A 16,169-nucleotide genomic window follows, 5' to 3' on the forward strand; every position below is an offset into this window, starting at 1 on the left:
GGGGTTCTCGGGGCTCAGGCCGCCTTGACCGGTTGCGGAGCGGCGGCGGCCCACTCCAGGACGAGGCGCTGGTACTGCTCGCGCTGCTCGCCGCTCAGTGTCCCGCCCGCCCGGCGCCACAGGGCCCGGATCTCCTCGTTGACCTCGTCGGCCGATCGATCGGTAACGGGTTCAACGGTGGTGGACATGGTGTGAAGCATACGGCTCCGGACGTGAAGGCGCCGTGAGTAATCACGCCAGAAAAGGACATATCGGACCGTGTTACTGATCACGTCCATCTGTCAACACGCGGTTCTGTCAAGGGTTGTGGCCTGCTTCACACGTCAACCACACCCAGAACCAGCACCTGGATCGCCAGTACGGCGGCCCCCCGGGCCCAGTCGTGGAAGTCGGAGACCTTGGTCTCCAGGTCGATCGGGGCGGCCAGGGGGTGGCGGTGGGCGCGGACGGTGTCCTGGACGGTCCTGGCGGCCACGTCCATCAGTCCGACACCCTCTCCGGCGAGCAGGATCTTCTGCGGCATGGCGAAGTTGGCGATCTGGGCGACCAGGACACCGAGGGCGCGTCCGGCCTCGTCGATGACGCGGGCGGACACGGGCTCGCCGGCCGCCGCGAGGGCGAGGATCTCCTCGTAGCTGTGGTCGCGGCCGGTGGCCGCCCGCACCTGGTAGCGGATGCTGGGGATGGCGAGCAGGGAGACGGCGCTGCCGCGGGTGCCGTCGGGGGTGAGCGGGCCGTGGGGGTCGATGATCCAGTGCCGTCCGAAGCCGCGGTCCTCCTCGGCGTAGGGGACGCGCCGGCCGCCGAGGACCAGGCCGTAGCCGATGCCGGCGCCGATGGTCAGGACGACGAAGCGGTCGAGGCCGCGTCCGGCGCCGAACCAGGTCTCGGCCTCCACGAGGGCGGCCACGTCGTTCTCGACGACCACAGGCAACCCGGTGCGCTCCTCGACGAGTTCACCGAGGGGCACGTCCCGCCAGCACAGGAACGGCGACTCGCCGACCACGGCCCGCTCCTGGACCAGGCCGCCGACCCCGATGCCGATGCCGGCCGGACGCGGGTGCTCGCGGGCCAGCTCGTCCGTCATCTCCGCGAGCAGATCGGCGACGTCGGCGGGGTCGTGGCTGGTCAGGGGCCGGTCGAGGCGGGCCGCGATCTCACTCCTGAGGGTGGTGACGACGCCGTAGACCATGTCCTCGGTGATCTTGAAGCCGATGAAGGAGCCGGAGTCGGCGACGACGTCGAGGGGCTGCGAGGGGCGCCCCTGGCGCACCTCGGCCGGGGCGCCCGCCTCGGGGACCTCGACCAGCAGGCCCGACTCGATGAGGGGCTTGGTGAGCCGGGTGAGGCTGCCGGCGGACAGGTCGAGGCGACGGGCGAGTTCGGTGCGCGACAGCGGGCCGTGGACGAGCACCTCGATCGCCACCGAGCGTTCGCCGGTGCTCAGGGGAAGCCAGCTGGCGGCAACTGCGGTCATGAAGGTCAGACTCCCACATGATTTCTTTCGCTGTAAAAGCAATGTACCCGGACCGAGGTCGAGAAAGCTGTCCTGAAAAGGTTCTGACCCACCCCTTGACGGCTGGATTCTTTCGCTACAAAAGTAAGTGGCCCAGGACGAGCCGCCGCAGACGAGGGAGTCTCCCGATGACCATCGCCTCCAGCAGCCCTCCGTCGCGTCTGCCCCTGGGCGGCGCCGAGGGGGCGCGGACGAAGCAGAGGACGGACCGGGCGCCGGCCCGCGAGGGGCGGGGGGACGGACGGCTCGCCGCCGTGTTCATCGCCCCTGCGCTGCTGGGCTTCACGGTCTTCCTGCTCTGGCCCACGCTGCGCGGCATCTACCTGAGCTTCACCCGCTTCAACCTGCTCACCCCGGCCGAGTGGGTGGGCCTGGACAATTACGTCCGGATGGTCCACGACCCCATCTTCTGGGACTCGTTGGCGGTGACCGTCGAGTACGTGGTCATCAACATCGGTGTCCAGACGGTCGCGGCGCTCGCCATCGCCGTCCTGCTCCAGCGGCTGACCCAGTCGGCGACGCTGCGCGGGATCGTGCTCACGCCGTATCTGATGTCGAACGTGGTCGCGGGCCTGGTGTGGCTGTGGATGCTGGACAACCAGCTCGGCATCGGCAACGAGATCATCGCCGGGCTGGGCTTCGACCGCATCCCCTTCCTCGCGGACGAGACCTGGGCGATCCCGACCATCGCCCTGATCAACGTGTGGCGGCACGTCGGCTACACCGCGCTGCTGCTGTTCGCCGGTCTCCAGGCCATCCCGAACGACATGTACGAGGCGGCCAAGGTGGACGGCGCGAGCGAGTGGCGGATGTTCTGGCGGATCACCATGCCGCTGCTCCGGCCGGTGCTCGCGGTGGTGCTGATCATGACGGTGATCGGTTCGTTCCAGGTGTTCGACACGGTCGCCGTGACGACCGCGGGCGGCCCGGCGAACGCCACCAACGTCCTCCAGTACTACATCTACGGCGCCGCCTTCGGCCGCTTCCAGTTCGGCTACGCCTCCGCGATGTCGGTGGCCCTGCTCGTGGTGCTGAGCGCCATCACCGTCCTCCAGTACCGGATCACCCGCGCCGGTCAGAGCGACCTCGGCTGAGGGAGAGGAGACCGACATGGCTGCCGTGACCACGACACGTGTACGGCCCCGGGGGCGCCGGTTCGCACCTGGCAGGGTCGTCGCCTGGACGGTGATGACCGCGATCGTGCTCATCACCCTCCTGCCGTTCTACTGGATCCTGCGCACCGCGCTGTCCACCAACACCGGCCTCGCCGCCCACCCCGGCGACCCGCTGCCGGTCGACCTCACCACCGGCGGCTTCGAGCGGGCGCTCGGCCTCCAGTCGACCAAGGAGGCGATCGCCCAGGGCGGTGCGGGCGGCGGGCTGAAGTTCTGGCGCTATCTGCTGAACTCGGTGATCGTCTCCACGCTCATCACCGTGTGCCAGATCTTCTTCTCCGCGATGGCCGCCTACGCCTTCGCCCGGCTGCGCTGGCGGGGCCGGGACAGGGTGTTCGGACTGTTCCTGGCCGGGCTGATGGTGCCGGCCATCTTCACCCTGCTGCCGAACTTCGTGCTCATCAAGCAACTCGGCCTGGTGGACAACCTGTTGGGCATCGCGCTGCCGACGATGTTCATGACGCCGTTCGCGGTGTTCTTCCTGCGGCAGTTCTTCATGAACATCCCCTCCGAGGTCGAGGAGGCGGCGCTGCTCGACGGCGCCGGAAAGGTGCGGATCTTCTTCCGGGTGCTGCTGCCGATGGCGTCCACGCCGATCATGACGCTCGCGGTGCTGACGTACATCACGGCCTGGAACGACTACTTCTGGCCGCTGATGGTCTCCTACAGCGACAGCTCGCGTGTCCTGACCGTGGCCCTCGCGATCTTCCGGGCGCAGACCCCGCAGACCGGCACCGACTGGTCGGGTCTGATGGCGGCCACGCTGATCGCCGCCCTCCCGATGCTCGTGCTGTTCGGGTTCTTCGCCCGCCGCATCGTCGGCTCCATCAGCTTCACCGGGATCAAGTGAGGGATTCGTGATGCGACTTCGTACGCTGACCGCACTGGCCGGTGCGCTGGCCCTGAGTCTGACGGGGTGCGCCGGGAGCGGCTCCGGCGGTTCCTCGTCGGGCACGGTGACGTACTGGCTGTGGGACTCCAACCAGCTGCCCGCCTACCAGGCGTGCGCCGAGGACTTCGCGCGGCAGAACCCCGGACTGCGCGTGAAGATCACCCAGTTGGGCTGGGACGACTACTGGACCAAGCTCACCGCGAGCTTCATCGCGGGCACCGAGCCCGATGTCTTCACCGACCACATCCAGAAGTTCGGCCAGTTCGCCGACCTGAAGGTGCTGGAGCCGCTGGACAGCCTCGGCATCGACCCGAACGCCTACCAGAAGGGCCTCGCCGACAACTGGATCGGGCAGGACGGCCATCGCTACGGCGCCCCCAAGGACTGGGACACGGTCGCCCTCTTCTACAACCAGAAGGCGGCCGCGGACGCGGGCCTGACCGCCGCCGACCTCAACGGCCTGTCCTGGAACCCCGAGGACGGCGGCACCTTCGAGAAGGCCATCGCCCACCTCACCGTCGACCGCAACGGCAAGCGGGGCGACGAACCGGGCTTCGACAAGAACCACGTCAAGGTCTACGGCCTCGCCAGCAACGGCGGCGGGGACGGCGACGGCCAGACCCAGTGGAGCAGCTTCGCCGCCTCCGCGGGCTGGACCTACACCGACAAGAAGCGCTGGGGCACCGAGTACCGGTACGACAGCAAGACCTTCAAGTCGGTGATCGACTGGTGGTTCGGGCTGGCGAAGAAGGGCTACATGGCCCCCTTCACCGCCTACAACTCCCAGTCCAGCCCCGGCAACGCCCAGGTCGCGGCGGGCAAGGCGGCGGCGACCTTCGACGGGGCGTGGATGATCTCGACGTACGCCGGCTTCAAGGGCGTGAAGATGGCCACCGCGGTCACCCCCGAGGGTCCGACCGGCAAGCGGGCCACGATGATGAACGGCCTCGCCGACTCCGTCACCAGGAACGCCCGCAACAAGGCGGGGGCGCTCAAGTGGGTCAAGTACCTGTCGTCCGACGAGTGCCAGAGGACGGTGGGGAGTTACGGCATCGTCTTCCCGGCCACGCCCGACGGCACGGCGGCCGCGGTCGCCGCGTACAGGAAGAAGGGCATCGACGTCACGGCGTTCACCAGGCCGGTCGCCGACAAGAAGGACTTCGCGACCTTCTCCTACCCCATCACCAACTACGCCGCGGACGTGTATGCGTTGATGCATCCGGAAATGCAGGACATCTACGGCAACGGCAAGTCCGTCAGCAGCCTCGACCGAACCACCGACCAGATCAATCTGATTCTCGACCAGTGAATCGACCTTCGAAGGGCATGCCTTCCATGACGTTCTCTCTCGGCATCGTCGGCGCCGGCCAGTTCTCCGGCCAGTTCGCCACGCTGTTCCAGGCCCACCCCGGCGTCGGCGACGTGTACGTCACCGATCTGCTGCCCGAGCGGGCCGAGCAGCTCGCCGCCGCGCAGGGACTCGCCGGCACCTTCCCGTCGTACGAGGCGATGCTGGAGTCCAGGGAGGTCGACGCGGTCGCGATCTTCACCCAGCGCTGGACGCACGGCCCCTTGGTGCTCCAGGGCCTGAACGCGGGCAAGCACGTGTACTCCGCGGTCCCCATGGCGATCACCACGGAGGAGATAGCGGCCATCATCGACGCGGTCCGGGCCACCGGGCTGACGTACATGATGGGTGAGACCAGCCAGTACAACCCGGCGACCGTGCACGCCCGCAACCAGATCGCCGAGGGCGCCTTCGGGCGGCTCTTCTACGCCGAGGGCGACTACGTCCACGACATGGACCTCGGGTTCTACGAGGCGTACCAGTACAGCGGCGGCGAGAGCTGGAAGGAGACCGCCAGCTATCCCCCGCTGCTCTACCCGACGCACTCGGTGGGCGGGGTGCTCGGTGCCTGGCGGACGCACGCGGTGAGCGTGTCGGCGATCGGCGTGGTCGACGACCGCGGGGACGGCGTGTTCGACAAGGAGGTCAGCCAGTTCGGCAACGACTTCTCCAACGCGACCGCGCTGTTCGAGGTGGCGGGCGGCGGGTCGTTCCGCACCAACGAGTTCCGGCGGGTCGGTTACCCCTCCCACATCCGGGAGTCCCGTTTCCGGTTCTTCGGGACCGAGGCGAGCATGGAGCAGCTGGCGACGGTCGCGCTGTGGCAGGACAAGAAGGGCGTGAAGGACATCAGCGAGCTCCTGGAGCCCAAGCCCACGATGTCTCCCGACGACCCGTCACTCCAGCACATCGCGCCGGAACTGCGGGCCGCGTTCACCTCGGGCTCGGCACCGGTGCACGACCGGGAGCGGCTCCCTCGCGCCTTCGACAACCTGCACAACGGGCACGAGGGCAGCCACCACTTCCTGGTGGACGACTTCGTGACCGCCGTCAACACCCGCACGCTCCCCTCGGTCAACGCCTGGGTGGCGGCCCGCTACACCCTGCCGGGCATCATCGCGCACGACTCGGCGCGACAGGGCGGAGCGCGACTGGAGATCCCGGACTTCGGGGACGCGCCCGAGGCCTGAGCCGTCATCCGTCCGACCGCGGTCGGCCGCCCAGCCCGGCGTCCCGGGCCCGGGCGACGGCCGCGGCGCGATCGGAGACGTGGAGTTTGGTGAGGATCGCCGACACGTGGTTGCGCACCGTCTTCTCCGACAGGACCAGCCGTGCGGCGATCCGGTGGTTGCCGATGCCGAGGGCGATCAGTTCCAGCACCTCCCTTTCCCGTTCGGTCAGTTCGGGAAAGACCTGGGCGGCGTAGTCCCGGTGCACTCCGGTGAAGAAGTCGACGATCCGCCGGGCCACCGCCTGGCCGTAGACGGCCTGGCCCTCGGCCACGGCAAGGACCGCGCGGACGATCTCCGCGCGGTCCGCGTCCTTCAGGAGGTACCCGCGGGCTCCGGCGCGCAGGGCGGCGAACAGGGCCTCGTCGTCCTCGTGCATGGTGAGCACCAGAACCCCCGGGCAGGGGTCGAGGCCGGCCAGGGCACGCGTGGCCGCGGCACCGTCGAGTCCGGGCATGGCCAGGTCGGTCACGACGACGTCGGGGGAGGTACGGGCCACGGCCGCCAGCAACTCCTCGCCGTTCGCGGCCTCGGCGACGACCTCGACGGTGCCGCTGGTGGCGAGCGCCGCGGAGAGCCCGTAGCGGTACATGGGGTGGTCGTCGGCGATCACGACGCGGACGGCGCGGTCGTCCGCGTCCGAGTGCCCCACGTCTCGCGCGTCCCGGCGGTGGTCAGCGTCCGAGTGCATCACGTCTCCCGGATCCCGGTCGGTGTTCCGGCCACCCGGTACCCGTCCCGTTCCCGGCGGCCGGACTTCCCGCGGACGAGGGGACCCGTGCCTCATGCCGTCGATGCGGCGGGGGGCGACCATGGCGCGTGCTCCCCGCCGCCCTGGTCACCCGAACAGAGGAAACAGCATGTCGACGAGCCCCTACCAGGCCGCCGCAGGTCCACGCGCGTCGGCCGTCCTCCAGGCCCTTCCTCCCCTGCTGGCCGCCGCCATCACCCTGCTGCTGCACACGAGCAACGCCGAGCAGATCGCCCAGCTCGGCGGCTGCGCGGCCGGCCTCATCCTCGCGGGACTGCCGCTGCTCCAGCGGTCCACGAACGCGGACTGCCGCCGGGCCGCCGGCCCACCCGGCGACGGCACGCGGATCGTCGGTCCGCGGCCGCGGATCGTGCCTAGCGGCACGACCGTCGCGCTGACCGTGGCCCTCGGCGTGGTCGCCTTCTGGCTCCTCGACCTGGTGGCCACCTGGGTGGGGCTGGGCAGCCTGGGCTACTGGAGCGGGGACTACCCCAGTGACCCCTCGGAGGCCTACCGTGCGGTGGCTCTGCGCGGACTGCCCATCCTCGCGCCCGGGGTCTTCGTGGTCGCCGTCGCCCTGGCGCACCGCCTGCACGATCTCGCGGGACCCGCCCTGCTCGTGACGAGCGTCCTGTACACGGTCGCGCTGCTCGTCACCAACGCGGTGATGGTGAGTCACCGGAACACCGAGCCGCTGCCGGAGAACGTCTATCTGCCGATCCTGCTGGGTGTCCTGGCCTGGCTGGTCTGCCGGGTCGGCCAGTGGTACGCGGTGCGCACCCAGGAGCTCTTCGACCTCGTCCAGGCGGTCAGGATGGAACTGCGCCGTGCGGCGCAGACCCCGGACACCGGTCGGCCGGCCCCGGCGGGGACGGACTGAACCCGCCGGATGCGCCTCGGGCGTCTCCCGCGCCGGTGGCCGGCCCGGGAGACGCTCCGCGTGGGATCTCATCCGGTCCGGCCCCTCAGCAGGTCCACCGCCGCGTCGGCCCTCAGGAGTCCGTGTCCCGTGGCGCCGGCGCGGGCGGACAGACCTCCGGTGTCCTGGTTGCTCCAGCCCTCGTCGACGCCCCGGGCAGTCCTTTCCAGCACCTCCCGGACGTCACGGGGTGTCAGCCGCGGGTCGACCTCCAGCAACAGGGCACACGCACCGGCCACTTGGGGCGCCGCGGCGGACGTACCGCTCAGCAGGGCCCAGCCGTCGCCCGGCGTGGTGCCGTCCTGGGCCTTCTTCGCCTGTTCCTGGTCGATCGTGGAACCCCGTGGGGTGGGCAGCAGGATGTACGTGGCGTCGGGGCGCATGCCCACCAGACCGCAGACGTCGGGAACCGTACGGCCCGCATACAGGGCGCTGGTGAACGCGCTCGCGTAGTTGGACGCCTCGAGCCGGCCGGACTCGGTCCGGTGCACTCCCCCGACGGCGATCACGTCGGGGTGCTGAGCCGGAAACGCGAAATGACCGTTGCCCCCGGCACACACCACGACGATCCCGTCGCGGACCGCGAGCGACACCGCGACCGACAGCGCCTGGTCGATGGCCTCCAGGGGCGGTGACTTGCGGTGGTACTCCAGGCTCATGCTGATGATCTGCGGCCGGGGCTGCTGCCTGGCCGCCGTGACGAAGCCACCGAGCAGGTTGGTCTCCAGTGCCTTGACCATGGTGAAGTCGACGCCGGGCGCCATCGCGAACGCGTTGGCCGACTCGCTCGTTCCGTGGCCGTCCTCGTCGATCTCCGGGTCGGCGGCGCCAGGGCCCAGGACGACCCTGCCACCGACCTTCCGCTCGTCGAAGTAGGGATGGTTCTCCCAGCCGGTGTCCACCATGGTCAGCCGGACACCCGCGCCGGTGATCCGCTCCTCGTCGTGCACCCTGCGCGCCCCCAGGTACTCGGCGACGTCCTCGGTGGTGAGGTACCAGAAGTCGGGGTCCGGCAGGATCCCGGCACCCCCGCGCAGCGTGGTCGCCGGCTGTTCCAGTGCCACGCCTTCCAGGAACCGGGCCGCCGGCAGCCCCTTCGTGGAGATGAGCCCCGGCAGGTCGGCTTTGGCCGTGTCGATGAACGTACGGGTCCTGCGGAGATCGACCGCTCCCGGTTGGATGACCTCGCGCTCCTCCGTGACCAGCACGGTCTCGAAGTAGCGTTGGTAGGCCTCCGGCGGACCGGCGATGTTGAGGGTCGCCGGCCCGCTGTCGAGGACGGTGAAACCGGCGGCGGTGAGTTCCCGTTCCGCCTCCCGGACCACCGCGTCCTCGGAGACGAAGTCCTCGGCGTTGTCCGCGGTGATCGCGCCGGCGTCGAAGAGAGAGGTGCCGCCCTGCGAAAGGGGCGACGCGTGCGCGTACACCCGGCGGGGCAGGCGGTTGTCGATGCTGTAAGCCATGTCGGTACCCCCGATGAGTCAGGGCCGGGTGGCGGGTACGGCCAGCGCCACGTGGCGAGGGCCGTCCCTGAAGACGAGCCCGGCCTCGGCGAATTCGTCCAGCACGTGCCGCACCTTGTCCAACGGGCCTGTCAGCCCCAGCCGTTCGTGCAGCGCGGCCGCCGTCACGGGGCGGTCGCAGCAGGCGAGGTACAGGTCGGCCGTCGGGCCTTCGAGGACATAGGTGCCTTCGTCCTCCTTCCGTCTGGTGTCGTGGATCTGGAGGTAGTGCGGCGCCCGCCGGTACTCCAGCGCGGGCGGGGCGGAGTCGTCCGCCCATGCCCCCTGCCAGTCGGCGACCGCCCGGCGCAGGGGTTCGTAGGCGTCGTCGGCGAGGGCGCCCTCGATCTCGCACCGGAAGAAGTACGCCACCCGGCCGAGATCGACGTCCGCGGGATACACCCGTGCGTAGGCGGGTTCCGGCCGCAGGTCGCGAAGGATCCCGTCGCGGTCGGCGAAGAGCGGACTGAACCGTTCCATGGTGAGACGGCCCGCGTCCCCCGGCGGGGTCAGATGCCACAGCTGCCGCAGGACGTCCGCCTGGTCGCGGCAGTCCTGCGCGCTCTCACCGGGAAACCCCCACAGCAGGTTCCAGGTCACCTCGATCCGGTAATGCCGGGCCCAGCGCAGGAGGTTCACGTTCTGTGCGGCGGTCACTCCCTTGCGCATGAGTGCCAGCACCGGAGAGCTCAGCGACTCGATCCCGGGCTGGATCTGCGAGACGCCGGCGTCGGCGAGCAGCTTCAGCTGAGCCCGGGACAGATTGGCCTTCACCTCGTAGAAGATGTCGTACTGCGCCTCGCTGTCGACCAGGGCGGGCAGCAGCGTCCGGAAGTAGGCCGTGTCGAGGATGTTGTCGACCGCCTCGAAGCGGAAACTGCCGTACCGGCGGGTCTGGCCGGCGAGTTCCGCCAGCACCCGGGGGGCCGACTTCGACCGGAACCGCATGGACTCCCCGTTCAGGCCGCAGAAGGTGCAGTGGTGCTTCGCCCCCCACCAGCAGCCGCGGGCCGTCTCCACGGGGAGGTACACGTCGCGGGACGCCCGGCGGGGCTGGAGTCCGAGGCTCTCGGCGCGCCGGAAGTACTCGTCGTAGTCCGGGACCGGCAGGTCGTCGAGGCTGTCGACCGGCCGCGACGGCGGTCCCGTGAGCACCTGGCCGGCCCCGCGCCGGGCCAGCCCGGGGACGGTGTCGAGGTCGGCGCCGTCGGCCAGCGCGGCGAGAAGCAGCGGCAAGGCGTTCTCGGCCTCCCCGATGACGGCCGCGTCGATGCAGTCGATCGTGCGCACCAGCTCCGGTCCCATGGGGGCGTCGAAGTTGGCTCCGCCGAACAGGGTGAACACCTCGGGTCGTCGTCGCTTGAGCCGTCGGGCCAGGGCGACGGAGGCGGCGTTCTGCTGGAACGTGCAGGTGAAGCCGGCCACCCGGAACCGGTCCCACGGGTAGGCCTCGACGAGCGCGTCGAGGTAGGCGGGGATCTCGTGGTGCCTGATGCGCAGCAGGTGGTCGCGCACTCGCGCGGCGGGGACACCGAGTCCCGGCGCGAGGTGGTCGGCGTACAGGCCGAGGAACTCGTCCTCGGGGTCGGGTGCGGTGGCCCCGAAGGCCTCCAGGGAGAACAACCAGTCCCCGACCAGATGTCCGTGGCCGTCGGCCAGCGCGCGGTACAGGTCCGGCCCGAGCCCCGCCGCGAAGTCCAGGTTGGCGTGGAGGGTGGTGGCGGGGAACCCGTGCGCCCGGGCCAGGGCGCTCAGCAGTCCCGCCTGGAGGGAGGGGCGACGGTCGTCCATGAAGGGCATGCACACCAGGACGACCGGCCAGGCCTCACGTCGCGGATCGCTCGTGCTCGACATCGCCGGGTCCGGCTAGTTCCCGGTCGGCTCGTCGTCCGCCCGGTACAGACCGCTGACCTTGAACGCCGCCCGGGCCTTGCGGGAGCTGGTGCCCGGGTCGAACACCGTGCCCAGCGACTGTGCCTCCCGCCTGCCGGTCAGCTGGTCCCCGGCGGCTTCGAACACCAACTCCAGTGCCCTCTTGTCCGCTTCGGAGAAGTCGATCCCCGACCGCACCATCACGTTCGCAAGACGCTCGATGTCCTGCCAATCGACTGTTTTCCCGTCCACAACGCCTCTTTTCCCGCAATTCCTGGACCGAGCGGAATGCGGGGGAGTCTGGCGATGGGCCACCCTTCCGTCAAGGGGCCCTGTTTTCCGGCGACTTGGGCTCCGCTTCGGTGTCGAGCCGGGCCCGTACCTGGGCGGCGGCACGGTGTCCGAGCTCCTCCAGCAGGGTGGCGGCCCGCTCCCACGACGCGCGCGCCCGGCCCGGGTCGCCCAGGGCGAGCACCACGTCGCCGAGGGAGGAGAGGGTGTCGGCCTCGTTGTAGCGGTCGCCGGTCTCACGGTAGATGGCGAGCGCCCTCTCGAAGCTCTCGGCGGCCTGCTCGTGCTGCTGAAGGCCACGGTGGATGTGCCCCAGACTGTCCCAGGTGTCGGCCTGGTCGAACCGGTCGCCCGCCTCGCCCAGAAGCCGCAGCGCCTCCTCGCAGTGGGCCAGTCCTTCCTGGTGCCGGCCGAGCCGGGAGCAGAACCAGCCGACCGCGTTCAGCGCCCGGGCACGCCCGGTGCGGTGCCCGGCGCGCGCGAAGTACTCCGCCGCTCGGCGCGCGTGACCGAGTCCCTCTTCGTACCGCCCTTCCTCGTCCCTGAGCCAGGAAAGTGTCCGATGCGCGTGCGCCTGGCCGAGGAGGTCGCCGAGCGTCTCGTACAGGTTCAGTGCCTGCCACATGTGGGTGGCGGCGTCCTCATGGCGGCTGAGCCGCATGTACGCATACGCCAGGCACCCGTGGCTCACCGCCTGTCCATGGGTGCTTCCCGCACGCCGGGCGGCCGCCACGGCCCGCCGGTGTGCGGCGGCGGAGTCATGCCAGTGCCCGCCGCGGTCGAAGTAGGGCTGAAGAGACCAGGCCAGCTGCCAGGCGTGGGTGTCGAAACGGTCGCGGACCGCCTGCTGTTGCACCGCGAGCAGCACGGCGTGCTCGGCCGTGAACCACGCCAGCGCCTCGTCGTGGTCCTCGAAGTGCTCCCCGGTGACGGGCGGGTGGGGCGCGGCGAGGGTGATCGGGTCGTCCCGGTGCGGACTGACGTAGCGGCTGGCCCGGTAGGCGCTGTGCAGACAGTGGTCGAGCATCCGGCGGACCGCGGCCCGGCGGTCGTCGTCCGTGTCGTGGGTCAGGGCGAGTTCGGCGGCGTAGGCGCGCAGCAGGTCGTGGAAGGCGTAACGGCCGCCCGCCCGCTGTTCCAGGAGGTGACTGCCGGTCAGTTCGACAAGGCGTGCCCGGACCTGGTCCGGGGGCAGCCCGGAAAGGCTCACCACGGCGGCGGCACTGATGTCGGGGCCCGGGTGCAGTCCGAGCTGACGGAACAGCCGGGCGGCCGGAGTGCTCAGCCGCTGGTACGACCAGGAGAACACCTTGCGGACGTCGGTGGCCGCGTCACCGCCGTCCAGCAGGTCCAACGCGCTGCCCGCGGCGTGCAGTTCCTTGGCCAGGGCGGCCGGCGGGAGGTCCGGCCGGGTCGCCGCGTGCGCCGCCACGATGGCCAGAGCCAGCGGCAGACGTGCGCAGGTGGTGGTGATGTCCCGCAGCGCCTCCGGGTCCGTGGCGAGACGGGTGCTGCCGAGGCCCCGCTCCAGGACGTCCTGTGCCTCGGTGGGGGACATCAGACCGAGACCGATCGGCCGGGCTCCGTCGGTCACCACCAGTCCGGTGAGTCGGTTGCGGCTGGTGATGATGCTGAGGCACTCCGGTGAGCCGGGCAGCAGGGGCCGGACCTGGTCGGCGTCCTGTGCGTTGTCGAGCACGACGAGCATGCGCCGGGTGGCCAGCAGACTGCGGTACAGGCCGCTCTGGCCGTCCGGGTCGACGGGGATGCGTCGGGGTGGCACGCCCAGCGTGTCGAGGAAGCCGCGGATCGCCTCGGCCGGCTGCATGGGGCGGCCGCTCGGGTCGAAGCCGCGGAGGTTGACGTAGAGCTGTCCGTCCGGGAAGCGGTGCCGTACGCGGTGGGCCCAGTGGACGGCCAGTGTCGTCTTGCCGACTCCGGCGGTGCCTCCGATGGCGGTGATCAGGACGGTGCCTCCCGAGCCGCCCGGCTCCTCCTGCGGCAACAGGGAGTCGAGCAGGGCCAGTGCCTCCGCGCGGCCGACGAACCCCGGCATCGGATGCGGGAGTTGGGCGGGGACCACGGTCGTCGGCAGGCCGGTGCCGGTCGCGGGTACGGCCCTCGCCCCGGCCGCCGCAGCGGGTACGGCCGCAGGGGCACCGGGCCCGCCCGAGGGCGTTCGCCTGCCCGGATCGGGTTCGGGTTCCGCGGCCAGGATCCGGGCATGGGTCTCCCGCAGCCGCCGGCCCGGCTCGACACCGAGTTCGTCGCGGAGCAGCCGGCGGGCGTGGTGGTAGGCGGCCAGGGCCTCGGCCCGGCGTCCCGAGCGGTGCAGGGCCCGCATCAGAAGGGCGTGGAAGCCTTCCCGCAGGGGGGCCTCGACGGACAACTGCCGTATCTCTCCGACCAGGTCGAAGTCGTCGCCGAGCGACAGGTCGATCTCGATGCGCTCTTCGAGGACGCTCAGCCGCCGCTCCGCGAGACGGTCGCGCTCGGTGTCGAGCAGCGGGCTCGTCATGCCCTCGCAGAGGCGGCCGTGCCAGAGGTCCAGGGCGGCGTGCAGGCGTTGCGCGGCGCCGGCCAGGTCGCCGCGGGCCCGGGCGGTGTGCGCCAGGCCGATGAGTCGGTCGAAGGCGCGCACGTCCAGCTGGGCCGGGCCGAGGGTGAGCAGATATCCGGCCTCGGTCCACGGGAGCAGTCCCGACGGTGTCCGGGGCGGGCGTTCGGGCTCAAGGACCCGGCGCAGCCCCGACGCGTGCCGTTGCAGCAGGTTGGCGGCGCGTGCCGGAACCTCCCGTCCCCACACGGCGTCGACGAGCTGGTCGCGGCTCATGGGGCGGTCCGCGTGCAGGAGGAGCACGGCCAGCACCACGCGCTGCTGCATCTGCCCCAGGTCCAGCTCGGTCGTACCACGCCATGCCCGCAGCGGGCCGAGCATCTCAAAGCGCAGTCCGTCCAACGCCTCTCGCCCAGTCATCGCGGCCCCCACGTCAAGCAGCGCTTGACGTCCACGCTAACGCCGAACGGGCGGGTGCGCCGCCCCGCCCCGACTGCAACGGCCACTGCAACGGGAGCTGCAACGCACGGTCACAGCATGGGCTTTCGGGCACGAAGGCGAGCGGTGTCGCGCTCCCTCGGCCCGGTACGCCACGACGAGATCGGGGGACCCATGAGTGATCTGCTGACCGCTGCCCGCGCCGAGGCGCTGTTCACCAGCGACCTGTCGACGGGTTCCGAGCCGACGCGGGCCGAGATCGCGGCCGCGATCCGGCGGGCGATCCTCGACCACGGGGGCAGCCGCGGCTGTGCGACCATCCTCGCCTGGGCCTACGGCGAACGGCCGGAGACCGCGGTGCCCCGGATGCGCTGGGCTTTGGGCCGGGTCCGGGCCGTCTATCCCCGTACGACGCCATGAAGGCGGCACGCCCGGCGCCACTGACGCGGTGCCTCGCGCTGTTGTCGGCGCTGGTCCGTGACCGGTCGCGGCGCTCGTCCGACGCCCGGGTGCGTCAGGCCGTCGCCGCGGAGCGCACCCGGCTCCGCCATGACCTCCATGACGGGCTCGGTCCGCTCCTGGCCGGTGTCGGACTGGGGCTGCGAGCTCTGTCGGACCTGCTCGACGACCGTGAACCGGGCGTGGAACAGGAGCTGTTGGACCGGGTCCGTGCGGAGGTGTCCCACGCGGTGACCGAGGTGCGCCGGCTCGTGGACGCGCTGCCGCCCGCGGCGGTCGTCTCGTACGGGCTGGTGGAGGCGCTGCGCCGTCACGCCCGGTTCATGCCGCCCGTGACGGTCGTCGACATCGTGACGTCCGCGCTGCCCGCGCTGCCCCCGACGGTCGAGACGGCGGTGTACCGGATCGTCACGGAGGCGATGACCAATGTCGTGCGGCACGCCGATGCCCGGCACGCCCGGGTCACCCTGGCCGCGGGGCGCCGGTGCCTGCTGGTCACCGTCGCCGACGACGGCCGCGGCATCGCGCACGCGTCGAACGGAGTGGGGCTGGTGTCCATCCGGCAGCGAGCCGAGTGCGTCGGCGGGTCCCTCGCCGTGCGTTCGGCACCCGGCCGCGGCACCGAGGTACGCGTGCGCCTTCCCCTGCCACGGGCCTGAGAGGTGCGCGCCGCTCTCCACGGCCCCTGCCCGCCCGTACCGGGACGTCGTCCCGCGCCGGACGGGACTTCCGCCTCTGCTCGGGACGCGCCGGCCGCAGCACGGTGGGAGACGTCCGGCACCGGGCACTTCCACGACAAGGAGTCAGCACATGGCCTCTGGAACCTTCCAGTCACTTCCCGTCCCGACGACGGCGCTCGACGGCCGTATCAGCGCGATCGTCCTGGACCCCGACGGCAACCCGGCCGACGTGGTCAACAAGGGCACCCCGGTCACCGTCCGGGTCGAGTGGAACCTCACCGGTTTCCTCGTGCCGCTGCTGGCGGGGATCTGGAACCTGCACGTCAGCGTCGACGAGATCGGCGGCGGACACGACTTCAACAAGCCCCAGCCCCCGCAGCCCGTCCCGCTGAACGGCGGCGCCGACTACCGGCACGAGATCGTCCTGACGGAACTCCAGGCCGGGCGCACCTACTCGCTCGTGGCCTCGCTGGCCTACCGCAACGCGGCCGGCTCCCCCGCGCCGCTCGGCGGCTATGTGAACGTCGGCACCGTGAACGT

The 16,169-nt window shown here is 71.0% G+C and carries 15 protein-coding genes; 8 read left to right on the plus strand and 7 right to left on the minus strand.

The genetic code is table 11. From position 1 onward, the window contains the following. Positions 1 to 14: 14 nt before the first annotated feature. A complete protein-coding gene (locus ACFULQ_RS35880; RefSeq protein WP_383552093.1) occupies positions 15 to 200 on the minus strand; it encodes a hypothetical protein in 186 nt (61 codons plus the stop codon). A gap of 116 nt (positions 201 to 316) precedes the next feature. Continuing rightward, positions 317 to 1,477, minus strand: a complete 1,161-nt coding sequence (locus tag ACFULQ_RS35885) for an ROK family protein (protein WP_383552095.1) — start codon at positions 1,475 to 1,477, stop codon at positions 317 to 319. Positions 1,478 to 1,644: 167 nt separating this feature from the next. Between ACFULQ_RS35885 and ACFULQ_RS35890 the strand changes: the two genes are divergently transcribed. Genes ACFULQ_RS35890 through ACFULQ_RS35905 form a run of 4 tightly spaced genes read left to right on the plus strand, consistent with a single transcriptional unit; the run spans position 1,645 to position 6,121 of the window. Next, entirely contained in the window at positions 1,645 to 2,610 is a 966-nt protein-coding gene (locus tag ACFULQ_RS35890; RefSeq protein WP_383552097.1) for a carbohydrate ABC transporter permease, read from the plus strand. 16 nt (positions 2,611 to 2,626) lie between these two features. Beyond that, entirely contained in the window at positions 2,627 to 3,541 is a 915-nt protein-coding gene (locus ACFULQ_RS35895; protein ID WP_383552099.1) for a carbohydrate ABC transporter permease, read from the plus strand. A gap of 10 nt (positions 3,542 to 3,551) precedes the next feature. Next, positions 3,552 to 4,892: an extracellular solute-binding protein gene (locus ACFULQ_RS35900; protein WP_383552101.1), complete on the plus strand. Its 1,341-nt coding sequence runs from the start codon at positions 3,552 to 3,554 to the stop codon at positions 4,890 to 4,892. A 26-nt stretch (positions 4,893 to 4,918) separates the two neighbouring features. Further along, positions 4,919 to 6,121: a Gfo/Idh/MocA family protein gene (locus tag ACFULQ_RS35905; protein WP_383552103.1), complete on the plus strand. Its 1,203-nt coding sequence runs from the start codon at positions 4,919 to 4,921 to the stop codon at positions 6,119 to 6,121. Between the two features lie 4 nt (positions 6,122 to 6,125). On the opposite strand, the gene ACFULQ_RS35910 is transcribed toward ACFULQ_RS35905, so the two are convergent. Further along, the gene (locus tag ACFULQ_RS35910; RefSeq protein WP_383552105.1) at positions 6,126 to 6,851 is read right to left on the minus strand and encodes a response regulator; all 726 of its coding nucleotides are present in this window, start codon (positions 6,849 to 6,851) and stop codon (positions 6,126 to 6,128) included. Positions 6,852 to 7,020: 169 nt separating this feature from the next. Here ACFULQ_RS35910 and ACFULQ_RS35915 point away from each other — a divergent pair, with 169 nt between their 5' ends. Further along, the gene (locus ACFULQ_RS35915; protein WP_383552107.1) at positions 7,021 to 7,791 is read left to right on the plus strand and encodes a hypothetical protein; all 771 of its coding nucleotides are present in this window, start codon (positions 7,021 to 7,023) and stop codon (positions 7,789 to 7,791) included. Positions 7,792 to 7,859: 68 nt separating this feature from the next. Here ACFULQ_RS35915 and ACFULQ_RS35920 read toward each other — a convergent pair whose 3' ends face one another. The 4 genes from ACFULQ_RS35920 to ACFULQ_RS35935 form a co-directional block, all read right to left on the minus strand. Next, positions 7,860 to 9,293 carry a S8 family serine peptidase gene (locus ACFULQ_RS35920; protein ID WP_383552109.1) on the minus strand — a complete coding sequence of 478 codons (1,434 nt, stop codon included), beginning with the start codon at positions 9,291 to 9,293 and terminating at the stop codon, positions 7,860 to 7,862. Between the two features lie 18 nt (positions 9,294 to 9,311). Next, positions 9,312 to 11,186: a RiPP maturation radical SAM C-methyltransferase gene (locus ACFULQ_RS35925; protein ID WP_383552111.1), complete on the minus strand. Its 1,875-nt coding sequence runs from the start codon at positions 11,184 to 11,186 to the stop codon at positions 9,312 to 9,314. 12 nt (positions 11,187 to 11,198) lie between these two features. Further along, positions 11,199 to 11,456 (minus strand): hypothetical protein, encoded by a 258-nt coding sequence (locus tag ACFULQ_RS35930; RefSeq protein WP_383552113.1) that lies wholly within the window; start codon positions 11,454 to 11,456, stop codon positions 11,199 to 11,201. A gap of 70 nt (positions 11,457 to 11,526) precedes the next feature. Beyond that, the gene (locus ACFULQ_RS35935) at positions 11,527 to 14,472 is read right to left on the minus strand and encodes a BTAD domain-containing putative transcriptional regulator (protein WP_383552115.1); all 2,946 of its coding nucleotides are present in this window, start codon (positions 14,470 to 14,472) and stop codon (positions 11,527 to 11,529) included. A 192-nt stretch (positions 14,473 to 14,664) separates the two neighbouring features. Between ACFULQ_RS35935 and ACFULQ_RS35940 the strand changes: the two genes are divergently transcribed. The 3 genes from ACFULQ_RS35940 to ACFULQ_RS35950 all read left to right on the plus strand — a co-directional run. Further along, positions 14,665 to 14,910, plus strand: coding sequence for a hypothetical protein (locus ACFULQ_RS35940; protein WP_383552117.1), 246 nt, complete (start codon positions 14,665 to 14,667; stop codon positions 14,908 to 14,910). Next, positions 14,907 to 15,608, plus strand: coding sequence for a sensor histidine kinase (locus ACFULQ_RS35945; protein WP_383552119.1), 702 nt, complete (start codon positions 14,907 to 14,909; stop codon positions 15,606 to 15,608). Before ACFULQ_RS35940 ends, ACFULQ_RS35945 begins: the two co-directional genes overlap by 4 nt. A gap of 151 nt (positions 15,609 to 15,759) precedes the next feature. Next, a partial coding sequence (locus ACFULQ_RS35950; RefSeq protein WP_383552121.1) for a hypothetical protein occupies positions 15,760 to 16,169 on the plus strand: 410 nt, incomplete at its 3' end.

The organism is Streptomyces sp. NPDC057253, assembly GCF_042669125.1.
GTDB lineage: Bacteria > Actinomycetota > Actinomycetes > Streptomycetales > Streptomycetaceae > Streptomyces.

Excerpts from the sequence above, each read along its gene's own strand:
- ACFULQ_RS35890 (WP_383552097.1), top strand. The coding sequence starts at position 1,645 with ATGACCATCGCCTCCAGCAGCCCTCCGTCGCGTCTGCCCCTGGGCGGC.
- ACFULQ_RS35905 (WP_383552103.1), top strand. The coding sequence starts at position 4,919 with ATGACGTTCTCTCTCGGCATCGTCGGCGCCGGCCAGTTCTCCGGCCAG.
- ACFULQ_RS35880 (WP_383552093.1), bottom strand. The coding sequence starts at position 200 with ATGCTTCACACCATGTCCACCACCGTTGAACCCGTTACCGATCGATCG.
- ACFULQ_RS35885 (WP_383552095.1), bottom strand. The coding sequence starts at position 1,477 with ATGACCGCAGTTGCCGCCAGCTGGCTTCCCCTGAGCACCGGCGAACGC.
- ACFULQ_RS35900 (WP_383552101.1), top strand. The coding sequence starts at position 3,552 with ATGCGACTTCGTACGCTGACCGCACTGGCCGGTGCGCTGGCCCTGAGT.
- ACFULQ_RS35895 (WP_383552099.1), top strand. The coding sequence starts at position 2,627 with ATGGCTGCCGTGACCACGACACGTGTACGGCCCCGGGGGCGCCGGTTC.
- ACFULQ_RS35945 (WP_383552119.1), top strand. The coding sequence starts at position 14,907 with ATGAAGGCGGCACGCCCGGCGCCACTGACGCGGTGCCTCGCGCTGTTG.
- ACFULQ_RS35935 (WP_383552115.1), bottom strand. The coding sequence starts at position 14,472 with ATGACTGGGCGAGAGGCGTTGGACGGACTGCGCTTTGAGATGCTCGGC.
- ACFULQ_RS35940 (WP_383552117.1), top strand. The coding sequence starts at position 14,665 with ATGAGTGATCTGCTGACCGCTGCCCGCGCCGAGGCGCTGTTCACCAGC.
- ACFULQ_RS35925 (WP_383552111.1), bottom strand. The coding sequence starts at position 11,186 with ATGTCGAGCACGAGCGATCCGCGACGTGAGGCCTGGCCGGTCGTCCTG.
- ACFULQ_RS35920 (WP_383552109.1), bottom strand. The coding sequence starts at position 9,293 with ATGGCTTACAGCATCGACAACCGCCTGCCCCGCCGGGTGTACGCGCAC.
- ACFULQ_RS35915 (WP_383552107.1), top strand. The coding sequence starts at position 7,021 with ATGTCGACGAGCCCCTACCAGGCCGCCGCAGGTCCACGCGCGTCGGCC.
- ACFULQ_RS35910 (WP_383552105.1), bottom strand. The coding sequence starts at position 6,851 with ATGCACTCGGACGCTGACCACCGCCGGGACGCGCGAGACGTGGGGCAC.